The 15,282-nt window shown below is 69.7% G+C and carries 17 protein-coding genes; 8 read left to right on the forward strand and 9 right to left on the reverse strand.

What is annotated here, in order from left to right:
• Nucleotides 1–208: 208 nt before the first annotated feature.
• A complete protein-coding gene (locus VET29_RS41805; protein ID WP_324932348.1) occupies nt 209–775 on the reverse strand; it encodes a helix-turn-helix domain-containing protein in 567 nt (188 codons plus the stop codon).
• A gap of 103 nt (nt 776–878) precedes the next feature.
• Between VET29_RS41805 and VET29_RS41810 the strand changes: the two genes are divergently transcribed.
• Nucleotides 879–1,817 (forward strand): NADP-dependent oxidoreductase, encoded by a 939-nt coding sequence (locus VET29_RS41810; RefSeq protein ID WP_324932351.1) that lies wholly within the window; start codon nt 879–881, stop codon nt 1,815–1,817.
• Between the two features lie 51 nt (nt 1,818–1,868).
• Here VET29_RS41810 and VET29_RS41815 read toward each other — a convergent pair whose 3' ends face one another.
• Both VET29_RS41815 and VET29_RS41820 read right to left on the reverse strand, forming a co-directional pair.
• Complete coding sequence (locus VET29_RS41815; RefSeq protein WP_324932354.1) at nt 1,869–2,471, reverse strand: DUF3558 domain-containing protein; 603 nt, start codon at nt 2,469–2,471, stop codon at nt 1,869–1,871.
• 102 nt (nt 2,472–2,573) lie between these two features.
• The gene (locus VET29_RS41820) at nt 2,574–3,446 is read right to left on the reverse strand and encodes an alpha/beta hydrolase (RefSeq protein ID WP_324932357.1); all 873 of its coding nucleotides are present in this window, start codon (nt 3,444–3,446) and stop codon (nt 2,574–2,576) included.
• A 96-nt stretch (nt 3,447–3,542) separates the two neighbouring features.
• Between VET29_RS41820 and VET29_RS41825 the strand changes: the two genes are divergently transcribed.
• Nucleotides 3,543–3,998: a MarR family winged helix-turn-helix transcriptional regulator gene (locus VET29_RS41825; protein WP_324932360.1), complete on the forward strand. Its 456-nt coding sequence runs from the start codon at nt 3,543–3,545 to the stop codon at nt 3,996–3,998.
• A 34-nt stretch (nt 3,999–4,032) separates the two neighbouring features.
• Here the strand turns inward: VET29_RS41825 and VET29_RS41830 are convergent, their stop codons facing one another.
• From VET29_RS41830 to VET29_RS41840, 3 genes are read right to left on the reverse strand one after another with little or no spacing between them, the layout of a single operon-like run.
• Nucleotides 4,033–4,866, reverse strand: coding sequence for a carbohydrate ABC transporter permease (locus VET29_RS41830; RefSeq protein WP_324932364.1), 834 nt, complete (start codon nt 4,864–4,866; stop codon nt 4,033–4,035).
• Nucleotides 4,866–5,804 (reverse strand): sugar ABC transporter permease, encoded by a 939-nt coding sequence (locus VET29_RS41835; protein ID WP_324932367.1) that lies wholly within the window; start codon nt 5,802–5,804, stop codon nt 4,866–4,868. Before VET29_RS41835 ends, VET29_RS41830 begins: the two co-directional genes overlap by 1 nt.
• Nucleotides 5,801–7,132 carry an ABC transporter substrate-binding protein gene (locus VET29_RS41840; protein ID WP_324932370.1) on the reverse strand — a complete coding sequence of 444 codons (1,332 nt, stop codon included), beginning with the start codon at nt 7,130–7,132 and terminating at the stop codon, nt 5,801–5,803. Before VET29_RS41840 ends, VET29_RS41835 begins: the two co-directional genes overlap by 4 nt.
• A 266-nt stretch (nt 7,133–7,398) precedes the next feature.
• Between VET29_RS41840 and VET29_RS41845 the strand changes: the two genes are divergently transcribed.
• From VET29_RS41845 to VET29_RS41860, 4 genes are all read left to right on the forward strand, one after another.
• Nucleotides 7,399–8,157, forward strand: a complete 759-nt coding sequence (locus tag VET29_RS41845; protein WP_324932373.1) for a DeoR/GlpR family DNA-binding transcription regulator — start codon at nt 7,399–7,401, stop codon at nt 8,155–8,157.
• A gap of 95 nt (nt 8,158–8,252) precedes the next feature.
• Nucleotides 8,253–9,545, forward strand: a complete 1,293-nt coding sequence (locus VET29_RS41850; RefSeq protein WP_324932375.1) for an alpha-glucosidase/alpha-galactosidase — start codon at nt 8,253–8,255, stop codon at nt 9,543–9,545.
• 124 nt (nt 9,546–9,669) lie between these two features.
• Nucleotides 9,670–10,578: an NAD(P)H-binding protein gene (locus tag VET29_RS41855; protein WP_324932479.1), complete on the forward strand. Its 909-nt coding sequence runs from the start codon at nt 9,670–9,672 to the stop codon at nt 10,576–10,578.
• Nucleotides 10,575–11,294 (forward strand): CPBP family intramembrane glutamic endopeptidase, encoded by a 720-nt coding sequence (locus VET29_RS41860; RefSeq protein ID WP_324932378.1) that lies wholly within the window; start codon nt 10,575–10,577, stop codon nt 11,292–11,294. Before VET29_RS41855 ends, VET29_RS41860 begins: the two co-directional genes overlap by 4 nt.
• Before the next feature lie 22 nt (nt 11,295–11,316).
• On the opposite strand, the gene VET29_RS41865 is transcribed toward VET29_RS41860, so the two are convergent.
• The 3 genes from VET29_RS41865 to VET29_RS41875 are packed head-to-tail and all read right to left on the reverse strand — an operon-like array spanning nt 11,317 to nt 13,505.
• Entirely contained in the window at nt 11,317–12,525 is a 1,209-nt protein-coding gene (locus VET29_RS41865; protein WP_324932381.1) for an MAB_1171c family putative transporter, read from the reverse strand.
• 6 nt (nt 12,526–12,531) lie between these two features.
• The gene (locus VET29_RS41870) at nt 12,532–13,065 is read right to left on the reverse strand and encodes an ImmA/IrrE family metallo-endopeptidase (protein ID WP_324932384.1); all 534 of its coding nucleotides are present in this window, start codon (nt 13,063–13,065) and stop codon (nt 12,532–12,534) included.
• Nucleotides 13,066–13,109: 44 nt separating this feature from the next.
• The gene (locus VET29_RS41875; protein WP_324932387.1) at nt 13,110–13,505 is read right to left on the reverse strand and encodes a helix-turn-helix transcriptional regulator; all 396 of its coding nucleotides are present in this window, start codon (nt 13,503–13,505) and stop codon (nt 13,110–13,112) included.
• Nucleotides 13,506–13,664: 159 nt separating this feature from the next.
• Here VET29_RS41875 and VET29_RS41880 point away from each other — a divergent pair, with 159 nt between their 5' ends.
• On the forward strand, nt 13,665–14,123 hold the full coding sequence (locus VET29_RS41880) for a hypothetical protein (RefSeq protein ID WP_324932390.1): 459 nt from the start codon (nt 13,665–13,667) through the stop codon (nt 14,121–14,123).
• Nucleotides 14,124–14,399: 276 nt separating this feature from the next.
• Nucleotides 14,400–15,275, forward strand: a complete 876-nt coding sequence (locus VET29_RS41885) for an alpha/beta hydrolase (RefSeq protein WP_324932393.1) — start codon at nt 14,400–14,402, stop codon at nt 15,273–15,275.
• Nucleotides 15,276–15,282: the final 7 nt, after the last annotated feature.

Genomic DNA, 15,282 nt, shown 5'->3' on the forward strand with positions numbered 1-15,282 from the left:
CCCAACCTGTTCTCGCCAACCAGGGCCGCCTCGACCCCGGCACCGTCCTGCTCGAAAAACCCTTCACCGAAGCCGAACTCATCAAGAAGGCCGGACAGGTCCTCAACGGAAGCTTCGCCGGCTTCCGCACCGGCGACCCCACCAACGCCTGACCGTCCACACAGGTCCCGACAGTTCTCGATCACGAAAACACGGCGCGCCCGGCGGTTCAGCGATCCGGCGAGCGCAGGCCCGCCAGGAGCAGGGGCAGCAAGGTGCGGATCGCGTCCGGTCGCCGTGTGGCCGGAGTGGGGCGCAGCGAGGAGATCGCCGTCAGGACGACGCGGACGTCCGCGAGGGAGGTACCTCGCCGCAGGACCCGCTGCTGGTGTGCGCGGTCGACGAGGCGTTCCAGTGCGGCGGCGTTGGCGCGCCGGTCGTCGCGGAACGCGTCACCTGCCGGGTGGGAGCCCAGCAGGACCGCGTTGAGACCGGGGGCGCGGATCTGGTGCTCCGCGAACTGGCGGATGGCTCCGCTGAGCGCGCTCCAGGCGTCCGGCTCCGCCTGTGCGGCCCGCATGCCGGCCCGGCAGGCCGCCACCTGCCCGGCGAGGGCCGCCCCGATCAGGTCCGTGCGGGTGGGGAAGTGCCGGTACAGCGTCGCGACGCCCAGGCCGGCACGCCGCGCGATCTCGCGCATGGGAAGGTCCACCCCGTCCGCGGCGATGGCCGCGCGGGCGGTCGAGACGATGTGCGCGTGGTTGCCGGCCGCGTCGGTCCGGACTTTCCGAGTCACTTCTCCGCACGTCCCTCTCATCTTTCCCCGGACCGGAACAGGTGCTCCGAACCCATGTTTACCCCATCGGAGCGCCCGGACGGTCCGGGCGGGAGAGGTGACCATGTTCGCCGTGCAGTTCGAGCGTTTCGGCCCGCCCGAGGTCCTGACCCTGGGTACCGCGCCCGCGCCACACCCCGGCCCGCACCAGGTCCGCGTCGCCGTCAGGACCGCGGCGGTCTCGCCCGTCGACCTCGCACTCCGCGAGGGCTCGTCTCCCGCGGGCAGGAACCTCACCCTGCCGCACGTTCCCGGTGTCGACGCCGCCGGAGTGATCGACGAGACCGGCGCCGAGGTGACGGACTACGCCGTCGGCGACGAGGTCTTCGGCGCGGTCGACGTGGCACGGCTGGGCGGGGCGAGCGCGCAGTACGCGGTCCTGGACTTCTGGACGCACAAACCGCACGGCATGACGTGGGCCGAGGCCGGCGCGGCGGGCACCGGCGTCGAGACCGCGACCCGCGCCCTCGACCTGCTCGGCATCCAGGACGACACGGTACTGCTGGTCGACGGTGCGGCCGGCGGCGTCGGCAGCACCGTCGTGCAGCTCGCGGTGGCCCGCGGTGCCCGCGTGATCGGCACCGCGCGTCCGGCCAGCCACCAGTTCCTCAGGGAGCTGGGGGTGGAACCGGTGGACTACGGGCCCGGTCTGCCCGCCCGGATCCGCCCGCTGACCGCCGCTCCGGTCGACCGGGCACTCGACGTCGCGGGGGCCGGGTCGCTGGGTGAGCTGATCGAACTCGCCGGCACCGCGGACAACGTCGTCACCCTGGCCGACTTCGACGCGGCCACGTACGGAGTTCGGCTGTCCACTGGCCGCCTGGGCGGCCAGCCCGACGGCGTCCACGGACTCGCGCCAGCCGCGGCACTCGCCGGCCAGGGCCGGTTCCGCGTGCCGGTCCGGGCCACCTACCCGGCCCATCGGGCAGCGCAGGCACACGAGACGGCCGCACGACCGCCCCGGCGGGGCAAGGTCGTCCTCGACATGACCCGTACCGGCTAGCGGGACTGGTATGCCGGACGGAGTGTCGCGCCGACGGCCGCGGTGCGCGGGTCATTGGCTCCTGAGCAGGGTGTCCATCGCCACCTCGGTCACCTGGAAGGCGGTGTCGCACACCTCGTCCTGCGACGCTGCAGACTTCTTCGCGTCGCCGGCGCCGTATGCCACGTCGACAAGCTGCCCGTCGGCCACGTCGACGGCCAGGTAGCAGGCGTGTTCGGCGTTGTCGAACCGGTAGTACAGGGCGGGAAATCCGCGCACCACGGTCGGTTTGTACCGCATGTTGGTGAACCGGCCGCGGTAGAAGGCCTCGATCCCCTCGGTGGAGACCGCGGTCACCGACGCGGAGCGAACCCTGTCGGCGTCCCAGGTCGTACAGGAGTTGGTCGACCAGGTGGAGCTCAACTTGCTGGTCTGCGCGCCGGTCAACCCGAACCCGTCACGCTGGTCCTTGGTGAGCAGGTCACACGAGGTGACGCCGTCCAGGGACAACTCCGACGGACGTTTCGCCGAGGACGAGGGCACCTTGCCGTCGGGCGTGGCCCACGCCGCCTCGGAGGTGGCGGTCGCGCCGCCGCTGTCGGTTCCCCCACTTCCCGAACACGCGGACACCAGCGACGCGACCAGAACAACACCACACCAACCCCAGAACCGCACCGCGGCAACCTAACACCGGCCGTTGGGCCCAGAAAAGCAGGGAATCCGACCGGCGCTCATGCGCGCCGGAGAACGTCGACGCATGCGTCCGGCGACAGCGTGTCACTTCCCGTCGATCTCCTTGTAGAAGGAGCGGAGGGCGGCCGCGAGCTGGTCGGGGGCCTCCATCGCCACGTAGTGGCCGATCCCGTCGATTCGTACCGTGGTCACGTTCGTGGCGACCTGCCGCAACGTCGCGGGTGTGAGGTCCGAGAAGCTCGCCACCGCGAGGACGGGCATGGTCAGCTTGCCGGCCGCGAGCGTGCGAAGCTCCTCGCCCTCCGCGAGCAGGGACCGGTACAGGCCGGCGGCGCCGGCGAACGCGTCGGGTCGCGTGTAGGAGCGGACGAGCTCGTCGACATCGGTGTCGGTGAAGGCGTCGGGGCTCGCGGCGAGGGAGGGGATCGCGTAGTCGGTGAGGAACGCACGCTCGTGTCCGGTGAGGAGCAGCTCCGGGATGCCGGGGGCGGCGAGGACGCCGATGTGCCAGGCGCCGCCGTGGGTGACGTCGGCGAGCGACTCGGCGCCGAATCCCGGGAGTGCGGTCTCGATCCCGGTGTAGCTGCGGACGAGCTCGGGGTGGCTCGCGGCGACCCGGAACGTCGTGGGGCCGCTGATGTCCTGGCCGGTGAGGTGGACGGGGCCCACGTCCAGCCAGGCGATCAGGTCGCTGAGGTCCTTCGTCGAGGTCGCGCTGTCGTGCTCGGGGCCCGCGGTCGCGGAGTCGCCGAACCCACGCAGGTCGACGGCGAACACCCGGTGGTGCTCGCTCAGCAGGGGGATGAGCCGGTGGAAGACCCACCAGGTCTCCGGGAAGCCGTGAACCAGCAGTACGGGAAACCCGGTGCTGCCGGCGGTCACGTAGTGCAGCTCGGTGCCGTTGACGCTGACACGGTGGTGGTCGACACCGGGGATGGTGGACGCGAGGCGATCCATGAGGGTTCCTCCGAACAGATGGACAAGTTCCTTGTCGAACTGTAGAACATGGACAAGTGACTTGTCCATCTCGGTGGTCCTCGTATGATCGACGTCATGGCGCAGTCCAGCGGCGCCGAGCTCGCGCTTCTGCTGCTCGGCGGGTTCCACTCGATGGTCGACGAGGTGAACGTGGAGCTCGCGAAGCGGGGCCACGACGGTGTCCGCCCCGTCCACGAGTTCGCCCTGCGCGCCGTGGACGCGGGCGCGGACACCGCCTCCGAGCTCGGTCGCCGGCTGTCGGTCACCAAGCAGGCCGCCGCGCAGACCATCGCCGCCCTGGAGCAGTTCGGCTACGTCGACCGCGCACCCGACCCGAGCGACGCACGCCGCAAGCGGGTGCGGGTCACCCCCCGGGGCCGCGAGCTGATGGCCGTCGGCGGTGCGCTGTTCGACGACGTGCGCAGCCGCTGGGCGGCCCGGATAGGACCCGAACAGCTCGCGACCCTGGAAACACATCTCGCCCAGCTCACCGAGCGGCGCTCGTTCACCGCCGAGGAGCTGCGGGACTGATCCCGCGAAGCGAAGGGCGCACGACCTACCGGCGCTATTTGACGCTTCCCGCGAGCAGTCCGCTGACGATGTAGCGGTTGAGGGTGAAGCCGATGATGGCGGGCACGGCGATCGCGAGCACGCCGGCGGCGCTCAGCAACGTCGTCGGTACCACGTGTTGTCCCTGCAGTGCCTGCACGACGACGGTCAGCGGTTGGGTGGACAGGTCGGTGGAGAGCACCAGCGGGAAGAGGAACTGCGTCCAGGAGAACAGGAACGTGATGATGGCCGTCGAGATGATGCCGGGGCGGGCGAGTGGCAGGAGCACGTGCCAGAAGACCTGCATCCGGTGCGCACCGTCGACGAGTCCCGCCTCCTCGAGCGAGGCGGGCAGGCTCTGCAGGTAGTTGTACATGATCCAGGTCGCCAGCGGGAGGAAGCCGGAGACGTACACCAACACGATGCCGGTGTAGGTGTTGACGAGGCTGAACTCGGTGAGGATCTGGTAGAGCGGGATCAGCGTCGTGTACGCGGGGAAGGCCATCGTCGCCAGCGTCGCGTAGAACAGGACGTTGCGGCCCTTGAACTTCATTCGTGCGAACGCGTACGCGGCGAGGGTGGACAGCACCACCGTGACGATGGTCGCAGCGGCGCACTCGACGACGATGTTGACCGCGGAGGCGCGGATCTGACCCGGTACGGGGCCGGGGCCGGTGAGCAGTGTCTCGTAGTTCTTCAACGTCGGCGAGGGTGGCACGTAGTGCGCCGGTTTGCTGCCGAGCTGTGCCTCGTCCTGCAGGCTGATGTTGATCGTCCAGTAGATGGGGACGAGCGACCACAGCGCGATGAACGCGATCCCGAACCACCGCAGCTTGATCCGGTTGCGCATCAGTACTCCACCCGCCGGTACACGAGCTTCACCACGCCGAGGGACATCAGCAGCGTGGTGGCGGTGACGAGCAGCGACAAGGCATATCCTTCGCCGAAGTTCAGGTTCTGGAAGCTGACGAGGTAGGTCTGGATCATCACCGAGGACCCGGCCGGTGCGGCGCCGTTGAGCACGTACGGCTGGTCGAAGACGTTGAGGGTGGCGATCACCGCCTGGACCATCGCGACCGCGATGCCCGGGCGGGCCAGCGGCAGCGTGATCCGCCGGAACGCCTGGAAGCCCGAGCAGCCGTCGAGCCGGGCGGACTCGTACAGGTCGCCGGGAATGTTCTGCAGCGCGGCCAACACCAGCAGCGCCGACAGCGGCGTTATCTGCCACACCTGCACGATCTCGATCAGGAAGATCGTCAGCCACCGGTTCTGGCCGAGGAAGACCTGGTAGTGGTCGATCAGGTGCAGGGACGTGAGCACGCTGTTGAACAGGCCGGTGTTCGCGTCCCAGATCCCGGTCCACACGATGCCTTCCACGACACCGGGCAGCGCCCACGGCAGCACCAGGATCGCGATGAGCAACGAGCGTCCGGCGAACCGGTGCTGGAGCGTGACCGCCATCGCGATGCCCAGGATGGTGGACAACGCGGTGCCGATCACGACGTAGCCGAGCGTGTTGACGACGGTGGTGCGCAGTAGCGGGTCGAGGAAGATCTGCCGGAAGTTGCCCAGGCCGATGAACCGGGTCGGCGGGTCGAGGGTGTCGACCTTGAAGAACGACTCCACGACCGTGAAGCCCGCCGGCACCAGCGCGAGGCCGACGATGAACACCGCCAGCGGCGCGACCAGCACATACGGTAGGAGATCGAACCGGCGGCGCTTCTTTCGTTGCCCCGGGCTGGTTTCGCTGGTCGTCACCGGCCTGGTCGGCAGCCGGGTACCGGTCACTGACCGCTCGCCAGCCGGTCCGCGGTGTCGGCGATGGTCTTGATCGCGGTGTCGACCGAGATCGCGCCCGTCGCGGCGGAGTGCAGGTTCGAGTAGACGGCGGTGGAGAACTGTGGGTACCACTTCGGGGCGCCACCGGGGAACACCGGCCGGGCCTGGGACTTCAGCAGCTCGGCGAGCGTGTCCCCGCCGATGATGTTGCCGTTCTTGTTGAGCTGTTCGACGGCGCTGAGCCGCGACGGCATGGCGTAGGCCGTCCACGCCTTGTCCGGCCCGTTCAGGCCGGCGAAGTCGGCCTGGTTCTTCGCCGAGGTGAACCAGTCGATGAACTTCGCCGCGGCCTTCGGGTACTTGGCGTTCACGGGGATGCCGATGCCGTCGGGGTTGCTCATGTTCGGCGCGGGCCCGTCCACACCGGGCGTCGGCAGGTAGGTGACCTGGTGGACGACCGTCGAGGAGGCCGGCACGTCGTACAGGCTGCCGACGTTGCCGGAGTAGTCACCGAACACGCTGGCGGTCTGCCCGTGCGCCATCAGGGTCTGCTGTCCCTGGCTGTCGGTCACGTTGATGTTGCCGGGCGCGACGAGGCCCTGCTTCAGCGCGTCGACCATCCACTGTGCCGCCTTGTACCCAGCCGAACCGCGACCGGTGAACTGCGGCTTGCCGTCCTTGTCCAGCACCTTGCCGCCGAACGCCGCGGTGGTCTGGTACCAGTAGGTGGACAGGCCCTCGGCCGCCGCGAACGGGATGTTCAGCGGATACTGGACGACGCCCTTCTGCTTGATCTGCTTCAGATTCTGCGTGTACTGGTCGATCGTCGTCGGCATCGTCGTGATGCCGGCGTCGGCGAACATCTTCTTGTTGACCGTGGCCACGAGGAACGACGCGTCATACGGGATGCCGACGACGTGGCCGTCGGTGGTGAACGACGAGAGCTGCGGCATGTCCGCCGTCAGCGCCTTGGTGTCGAGGTAGTTCTCCATGGGGTAGAACCAGTTGAGCTTGCCCAGCTGGCCCACCCGCGACCAGTCGACGTCGGTCGCGTCCGCGAAGTAGGTCTTCGCGGTGGCGGCCGCCGCGATCTTCGTCTGCAGGCTGTCCCAGTCGAGGTTCGTCCAGTTCACCTTGATGCCGGTGGACTTCGTGAACGCGTCGAGCGCCGCCTGGGGCGGCGGCTGGGCCCCCAGGGTGACGTTGATCGTGACGCCGCTGGTCTGCTCGGACGCGCCGCTGTCGTCGGCCCCGCACGCGGTGCTCAACACGGCGAGGCTGGACAGGACGGCGATGCCGGCTGTCAGCCGGACATTCCTTCGCAGGGAGGAGAACATGGGCGACGCCTCTCACAACTGGGACCGACGAGCCGGCAAACTCCGAGCATTTCGGTCACGAAATGCGCAAATATCTGCGCGTTAGATGATCGGTCCGAATGTTGGTCTGGACTATGGCACGCGTTCATGGACTGGTCAACACGGCGAAGTCCGATTTATCCGCTTTGTTGCGGTTAAAACCAGGTAACACCGGTCCAGTGCGCAAATTGCGCGCAGTACGCAGGAGGTATGCGCACTTTGCTTGTTCGTGCGATACGCTCGGCGCCATGCGGCGCAACCAACGGCTCAACCAGATCCTGTCCACTGTGGTCGCGCACGGGTCACTGGAGGTTCCGGAGCTCGCCGAGATGTTCGACGTGTCGCATGCGACCATCCGGCGCGATCTCGAGCTGCTCGAACAGCAACGGCTGGTCAGCCGGACGCGGGGCGGCGCCACGATCCACGCCGCGTTCAACGACCTGCCGCTGAGCTACAAGACCACGCAGGACCTTACCGAGAAGCGCAAGATCGCGCACGAGGCACGCAAGCACCTGGCCGGCGCCAGGGTCATCGGGGTGACCGGCGGCACCACGGTCACCGAGTTCGCGGGGCTGCTGCTGGAACACGAGGGGCTCACCGTCGTCACCAACGCCCTCAACGTCGCGCTGCACCTGCTGGACAACCCGCGGTTGCGGGTGTTCTCGGCGGGCGGGGAGATCCGCAGCAGCAGCCAGGAGGCGGTGGGCCACTCCGCCGAGACCTTCCTGTCCGAGTACAACCTCGACGTCGCGTTCGTCGGCGTGGACGGGGTCGACGCCGAGGCGGGCTGTACGAACTACGACCCGGCGGGTTCGCGTGCGAACGGAGTGATGCGCCGGCGCGCGCGGCGGACCATCGTGTTGGCCGACGCCACGAAGATCGGTCGCGTCGCGCTCGCGCGGGTGTGCGAGATGGGCGAGGTGGACCTGCTGATCACCGACGACCGCGCCGACGAGGCCAAGATCGGCGCGATCCGGGCGCTCGGCTGCGAGGTCACGCTCGTCTGAGCACCGCGTGATCAATTGCGCAGCAAACAGCAAAGAACTGCGCGTTTGAGGCAAATCATTGTTTGCTTCGCGCAGTCGGTGTCTATAGTGCGAGCATGACCAAGGTGGCATTCATCGGTGCGGGCAGCGTCGAGTTCACCCGCAACGTCGTCACCGACCTGTGCGGGCTCACCGCACTGCACGGGCAGCTGGAACTGATGCTGCACGACATCGACGAAGAGCGGCTCGGCTACGCGGAAGCGTTGGTACGGCGGATAAACGAGCAAACCGGCGCGGGCGCCCGGGTGGGCTCGAGCCTCGATCGGCAGGCCGCGGTCGAGGGCGCGGACTACGTCATCAACGAGATCCAGGTCGGCGGCTACCGGGCCACGCGAACGGACTTCGACATCCCCGCGCGGTACGGCGTCCGCCAGACCATCTCGGACACGATCGGTGTCGGCGGCGTCTTCCGTGGCCTGCGCACGATCCCGGTGCTGATGGCGATCGGCGAGGAGCTGGCGAAGGTGGCGCCGGACGCGTACCTGCTGAACTACAGCAACCCGATGGCGATGCTGCCGTGGGCGGTCTACGCCGGGACGCCGTTCGACCGGGTCTTCGGGATGTGCCACTCGGTCCGGGACACCCACCGCTTCCTCGCCGGGATCGCCGGCCTGCCGGTGTCCGAGGTGGACTTCCTGACCGCCGGCTTCAACCACCAGGCGTTCGTGCTTCGCTTCGAGCACGACGGAACCGATCTGTATCCCAAGCTGCGCGCGGCGATCGACGCCGATCCCGAGCTGCGGCGCAGGGTCCGGGTCGAGATCTTCCGCCGTTTCGGCTACTTCCCCACCGAGTCCAGCGAGCACGGTGCGGAGTACGTGCCCTGGTTCATGCGCCACGACGACGAGATCGAGCACTTCCGCATCCCGGTCGGCGAGTACCTGCGCCGGTCCGAGCGCAACCTCGACGAGTTCGAGGGCACCCGCAGGGAGCTGGCGAGCGGCGAACCGCTGACGCTGACGCCGACCTCGGAGCTCGCGTCGGAGTTCATCGACGCGCACCAGACCGGTGTCGCGCGGGAGATCTACCTCAACGTCCGCAACGACGGGCTGATCAGCAACCTGCCCGACGAGTGCTGTGTGGAGGTACCGGCCGTCGTCGACGCGTCCGGGCCGCATCCGCGATCGGTCGGCGCCCTGCCACCCCAGCTCGCGGCCCTCAACCGCACGTTCCTCAACGTCGTCGAGCTGACGGTGCGCGCCGTGCTGGACGGCGACCGGCGGCACGTGCACCAGGCAGTACTGCTCGACCCGAACGCCGCCGCCGTGCTGACCACCCGCCAGGCCGAGGCGATGTGCGACGAGTTGCTCGCGGCCCACGGCGAGCTCATCCCCGCCGCACTGCGCTAGCGGCCGGCGAGGACTACGACGCGTAGCGGCTCGCTTTCGCCTTCGGTGACCGCCGCCTACACCCGGATGGGTCTCATGGCGTGCTCGACGGGTGGGATGGCCGGTGATCGAGCAGGCTGGGGTCATGCAGGTACTGGTCACGGGTGCGTCAGGGTTCATCGGGCGGCGGTTGGGTGCCGCCCTGGTGACGGAGGGACACGAGGTGCGGGCGATGACCCGCAGGGTCGACGACTACCGGGGCGCGGGCAAGCCCGTGTACGGCGACGTGCGGGACGCGGACTCGCTGCGCGCGGCCCTCGAGGGCTGTACGGCGGCCTACTACCTCGTGCACTCGCTGAACGACCGGCGGTTCGCCGAGCGCGACGCCGAGGCGGCGCGGGCGTTCGCGAAGGCGGCCAAGGCCGCCGGGACCGAGCGGATCGTGTACCTCGGGGGCCTCGGCGCCGAAGGCGGGGAGCTGTCCGAGCACCTGAGCAGCCGTCGGGAGGTCGAGTCGCTGCTCGGCGAGGCCGGTGTACCGGTCACGACGTTGCGGGCCGGCATCATCATCGGGCACGGCGGCATCTCGTGGGAGATGACGCGCAAGCTCGTGGAGCGCCTGCCGCTGATGGTGGTGCCGCAGTGGGTGCGCACCCGGTGCCAGCCGATCGCGGTGGCCGACGTCGTGCACTACCTCGTCCGGGTGCTCGACGCGCCGGGCGCACTGGGGCGGGTGTTCGAGATCGGCGGTCCGGACGTGTACTCCTACCTGGACATGATGCGCAGGCTCGCGGTCATCGAGGGCCGGTACCTGCCGATGCTGCCGGCGTTGGTGCCGATGGTCGGGCCCGTCACGTGGCTGTCCGCGCGGTGGGTCGCACTGTTCGCCGGCGTCGACGCGCACACCAGCCGCAGCCTGATCGACTCGATGAACACGGAGGTGGTGGTGCACGACCACGGCATCGAGGAGGTCGTGCCGTACGAGCCGATGGGTTTCGACGACGCGGTGCTCGCCGCGCTGGAGGAGCGCGCCAGGGAGACGAGGGCGGGATGACGCGGCCCTTACGCGCACTGTTCCCGCGGGTCCCGGCCGCCGAGCGGGAGACCGTGGCGGTGCGGCGGCGCAGGAGGAGGGTGGTCGCGGTCACCGCGGTCACCGGCGCGGGCCTGCTCGGGGTCTCGCTGTCGACCGTGCCGGGTTCGCCCCGGTTCTACCGGCTCACGACGGCGACCGCGACGACGTGGATCGCGGGGAGCCTGCTGTCGGGGCCGCTCCACCTGGGCCGGTCGGTAGGCCACGGCGACCGGCTCCGGCGGCCGGTGCTGGTGCCCGCACTGCTCGGGGTGGCGGTGTTCGTGCCGTTCTACGGGTGCGCGCTGGTGTGTCGCGGCATCCCGCCGCTCAACCGCATGCTGACGTCGGTCCTCGCCTACGCCCACCGAGGGAGCAACGGCCCGGTGCTGGCCACCACCCTGCTGAACGGCGCGGCGGAGGAGGTGTTCTTCCGCGGCGCGCTGTACGCGGCGATCGCTGGCCCGACCGCGCCGATCACGGTGTCCACCGCGACCTACGTGCTCGCGACGACCGCCACCCGCAACCCGATGCTCGTCGCCGCCTCCGCGGTGCTGGGCACGGTGTTCGCGGTGCAACGCCACGCCACCGGCGGCATCCAGGCCTCGATGATCACCCACCTCGTGTGGTCCACGCTCATGCTGCGGTTCCTGCCGCCGCTGTTCCCGCCCCCGCCCCACCCCGACGGATCGCCGTAGCCGGTTCGCTGGGGCCGCCGAGTCACCCGAGGGTCGCGGTGACGACCTCCGAGGTCCGCATGGCGCGGCTGATGGCGGCCAGCCAGGTCGCCTCGGCGTCCAGGTCGGTCGCCTCGGTCGTGAGCACGGTCGGCTGGCCGGGGCGTGCGGGTTCGCGGCGCTCGCGCGACCGCAGGGCCGCCGCGATGCAGGCCGCCTCCGCCGCGGCGGAACGAGCCGGCTCGGCAAGGCCCCTGACGGTGGCCAGCCGCCGGGCCTGGTCGAGCACCTCCGGGTCGAGGTAGTCACGCAGCGGCCCGACCAGTGCGTCGCGGATCTCGATCACCCGCCGGTGAAGCCGGAAGCCGATGCGGTGCATCGTCAGCGCCTCGACGAGCTCGGGGCGGGGCGGGAGGAGCGCGATGTCGTTGTCGACGCGGTAGACGGCGAGCCACAGCGGTCGCAGGTGCCGGTACCAGCGCCGCCGCCGGCGCCACGTCGACAGCCTCGGGTGCCATCGTGGCATCGTGAGGCCCAGCAGGAGCGACAGTGTCGCGGGACCGAGCAGGTACAACTGGGCGGCGCCGATGCCGGTCTCGCGCCACGGGAGGCTGCCGCCGCCCGCGATGACGATCAGGTGCACGAAGCGGTCGACGAGGGACAGGACCACGAGCCCGCCGCCGGCACCGACCAGGTACAGCGCCGTGCGCAGCGGCCCGGGCGCCGCGTGCCGGCCGTAGCGGGTGCCGAACCGGAGCAGGCTCGCGGCGGTGAGACCGACATAGCCCACGACGATCAGTTGGTACTCGACGACGAACGGGCTTCTGGCACGATCGGACGCCATGTCCGGTAGGTGGTTCTGCAGCGGGCCCAACAGATAGAACGTGATCAGGCCGGCCATGGCGAGCAGCATGACGACCGCCCAGGCACGGGTGGCGGCGCGTGCCCGCTCGTGCGGCAGCACCAGGCCGAACACCCGGCCCTGCACGTGGTGGGCCACGGCGAGCGCGGCCAGGTGCTGAAGCAGTTGGGGCAGCGCGGGTACGCCGAACCACCCGGCCACGAACCGGTAGGTGCGCGGATGCCCCAGTGCCAGGCAGACGGCCAGCAGCAGGCGGAAGGCGACGGCCGTGCGCAGCCTGCGGGCCCGGTCGGGATCGACTCCGGCGATCCGGACCCAGCGGACCACGTCGACGGCCAGCGCGACCGCGGCCGCGGCGATCAGGGTCAACAGGATGGCGTTGCTGACCACCGTCGCCTATTCCTCCACTCCGGACACGAACCGGCGCAGGACGTCGTGCGCGTCCGGATCCGACGAGCTCTCCGCGGGTTCGGCCGCGACGGGAGCCCGCCAGGCCCGGCCGAGGACCAGGCCGGCGAAGATCTCCGCCTCCCTTTCCTCGACGGCCGAATAACGGGTCCGGCCGAGCGCGCCACGCACGAGGTTCAGGTCCAGGTCCGGGAAGAGTGCTCGAAGCGTGTCGTCGTCCAGTCCACCGCCGTGCCGGTGACAGAGCACGTGGCCGAGCTCGTGCAGGATGATGTGATCCTGATGCATCGGCGAAGTGTTGGCCTCGAAGAAGATGTAGTCCGTCCCGTGCGCGTCCAGCCACAGGCCGCACGGCGCCGCGGCGGCCAGCGCGAGCGGCGCGACCAGGATCGGCCGGCCGCGCTGTCTACTCGCTCGCCGGCACATTTCGCGGACGTCGAAGGGATCCGGGACATCCAGGCCGTCGACGACGCCGCGGCACCGGCGGACGAGCCCGCGGAAGTTCGCACCCCACATCGCCATGGTGTTCCCCCAGCCCTCCGAACACCGATGCTATCGAAGTCCCGTCAGTCGTCGAGGCCCTCGAGTTGCCGGATGCGTTCGACGGTCGTCCTGATCGAATCCAGGCTCTCGGCGGACAACCCCGCGGCCCGCATGGCGAGTTGGGCGACCCCGGTGTCCCGCAGCGCGGCGAGGAGTCCCAACTGCGCGGCCGTCTGCTCGGCGGCCTGGTCGTCGAAGAAGTAGGCGGGATCCACGCCGAAGAACCGGGCGAGCCGTGCCAAGGTGTCCTTGGTCGGGTTGGTGGCCTTGCCGGAGCGCAGCGCGGACAGCAGGGACGGCGAGACGGACGTCGCCGCGTGGACCTCCTGGTGGGTGTAGGGGCCGCGGTCCTTGGGATGCGCCGTGCTGAACAGGTAGTTCAGCTTGTCGGCCAAGGTGTGCGGGGCCTCCTGCGTCATCTCCCCACCCTCCCGGGGCCGCTTGGTCAGTAAGACGATCGTACGTCGTGCCAGCGGCATCTTGTTGACAGTCGCCACACCTTACGGTCATCATTCAAGTGACCGAATCAGCGGTCACGGTCACTAAAGTGATCGATACTACTGGGGAGGAAGTCACCGATGAATGCCAGAAGAATGCTCGTCGCCGCGGTTGCGACGGTGTTCGCCATCGCCATCCCGTTGACCGCCAACGCCGACGCCCAGCCCGACACGCCGAGCGCCCAGCCCGCCGCGGCCGCGCCCGCGCCTTCGGCCAACAGCAAGGCAGCGGCGATCAGCCAGGGCACCGCCACACCGTCGCAGGCCGTGGGCGTGACCGGCGTCGGAGTCGGCGTCCACGTCAGCATTCCGACCGCGAGCCTGTTCCAGTGCCCGGCCACCAACTGCAACCAGGGAATGGCCAACGCGAACTGGCCGACCAAGGACGACATCGCGGACATCTGCTACATGCCGAACACCACGACCCCGTGGGGCGGCAACTGGAACCTGGTCCTCAACCACGCCAACAACCAGGTCGGGTTCATCTCCACGGCCTTCGTCCAGGATGCCGGCAACGGCTTCAACTTCACCGTCTGCTGACCCGGAACCGGTTGTCCCGGGCGGACTCCCGCCCGGGACAACCGGCCGTCCGGGGGGTACCGACCGCCGCGCCCGCGGTGTCCCCGGCCCGCGTCGCGAAGCACGAACTTGCCTCGCAGGTCGCGTGGAAGGCGGCGAGGCGTGGCCGGGCCGGCTCGTCGAGTGGGCCTACGTGCCGGAACAGTTCGCGGCGAAGACGGGGTGGGGGTAACCCCCGTTCCGGTTGGGTGGTCAGCGGGATCGAGCGAGAGCGGGAAACCGTGGAGGGTCATCGCCATGACCACGCGGAGAATGTCTCGATTCCGGCGGGCCGCGCTCGCCATCGTCCTGCCTGTCGTCGTGGTGGGGGCGGTCGCCGCGTGCGGTGATCCGGCGGCGCCGGAAGCGACCCCCTCGGCGGGCCTGCACATGATCGCCAACGACGGACACCGGCTCGCGTTCCACGTCACCCCCGGGCATTCGCCCACCCTCGTGCTGGACGCCGGCGGCGGCGAGGACTCCTCCTACTGGAACACCCTGCTGCCTCGGCTCTCGCGGGCCACCGGGTCGCGGATCATCACCTACGACCGGGCCGGCATGGGTGCCAGCGACGAGGTGAAAGGCCGCTGGGACGGCCGGGCCGCCGCCGCCGACCTGCATGCCGGGCTGCGTGAGCTCGGCATCACCCGGGACGTGATCCTCGTGTCCCACTCGCAGGCGGGTGAGGTCGCCACCTACTTCGCCCGCGCGAACCCGAACGTGCTCTCCGGGGCCGTGCTCGTCGACGCCAACCTGCCGCAGTTCTTCACCGACACGCAGATCCAACGCATCGTCGCGCTCACCGCCCCGCAGATCGAGGCACTCGAGAAGCAGCCGTCGACGAAGGAGAACCGTCAGCTCATCGCCACCGCCGAGAACTTCGGGCCCACTCACCAGGCGTACCACCAGGTTTCCTGGCCGGACCGCGTCCCTGTCACCGTCATCGTGTCGGAGAAGACGCCCTTCGACGGCTCCCCACAGGACGCACAGCACTGGCGGGACGCGGCCGCCGAGTTCGTGGCCGCCGGACCCGGCCGGACGCTCGTCACCGCCCATGCGAGCTCACACGACGTCCCCAAGGACAACCCCGCCCTGGTGCTCAGGGAGGTCGAGCAACTGGCCGCCACCGGGTGACCGCCGG

The organism is Actinophytocola sp. (assembly GCF_035634895.1).
Taxonomy (GTDB): domain Bacteria; phylum Actinomycetota; class Actinomycetes; order Mycobacteriales; family Pseudonocardiaceae; genus Actinophytocola.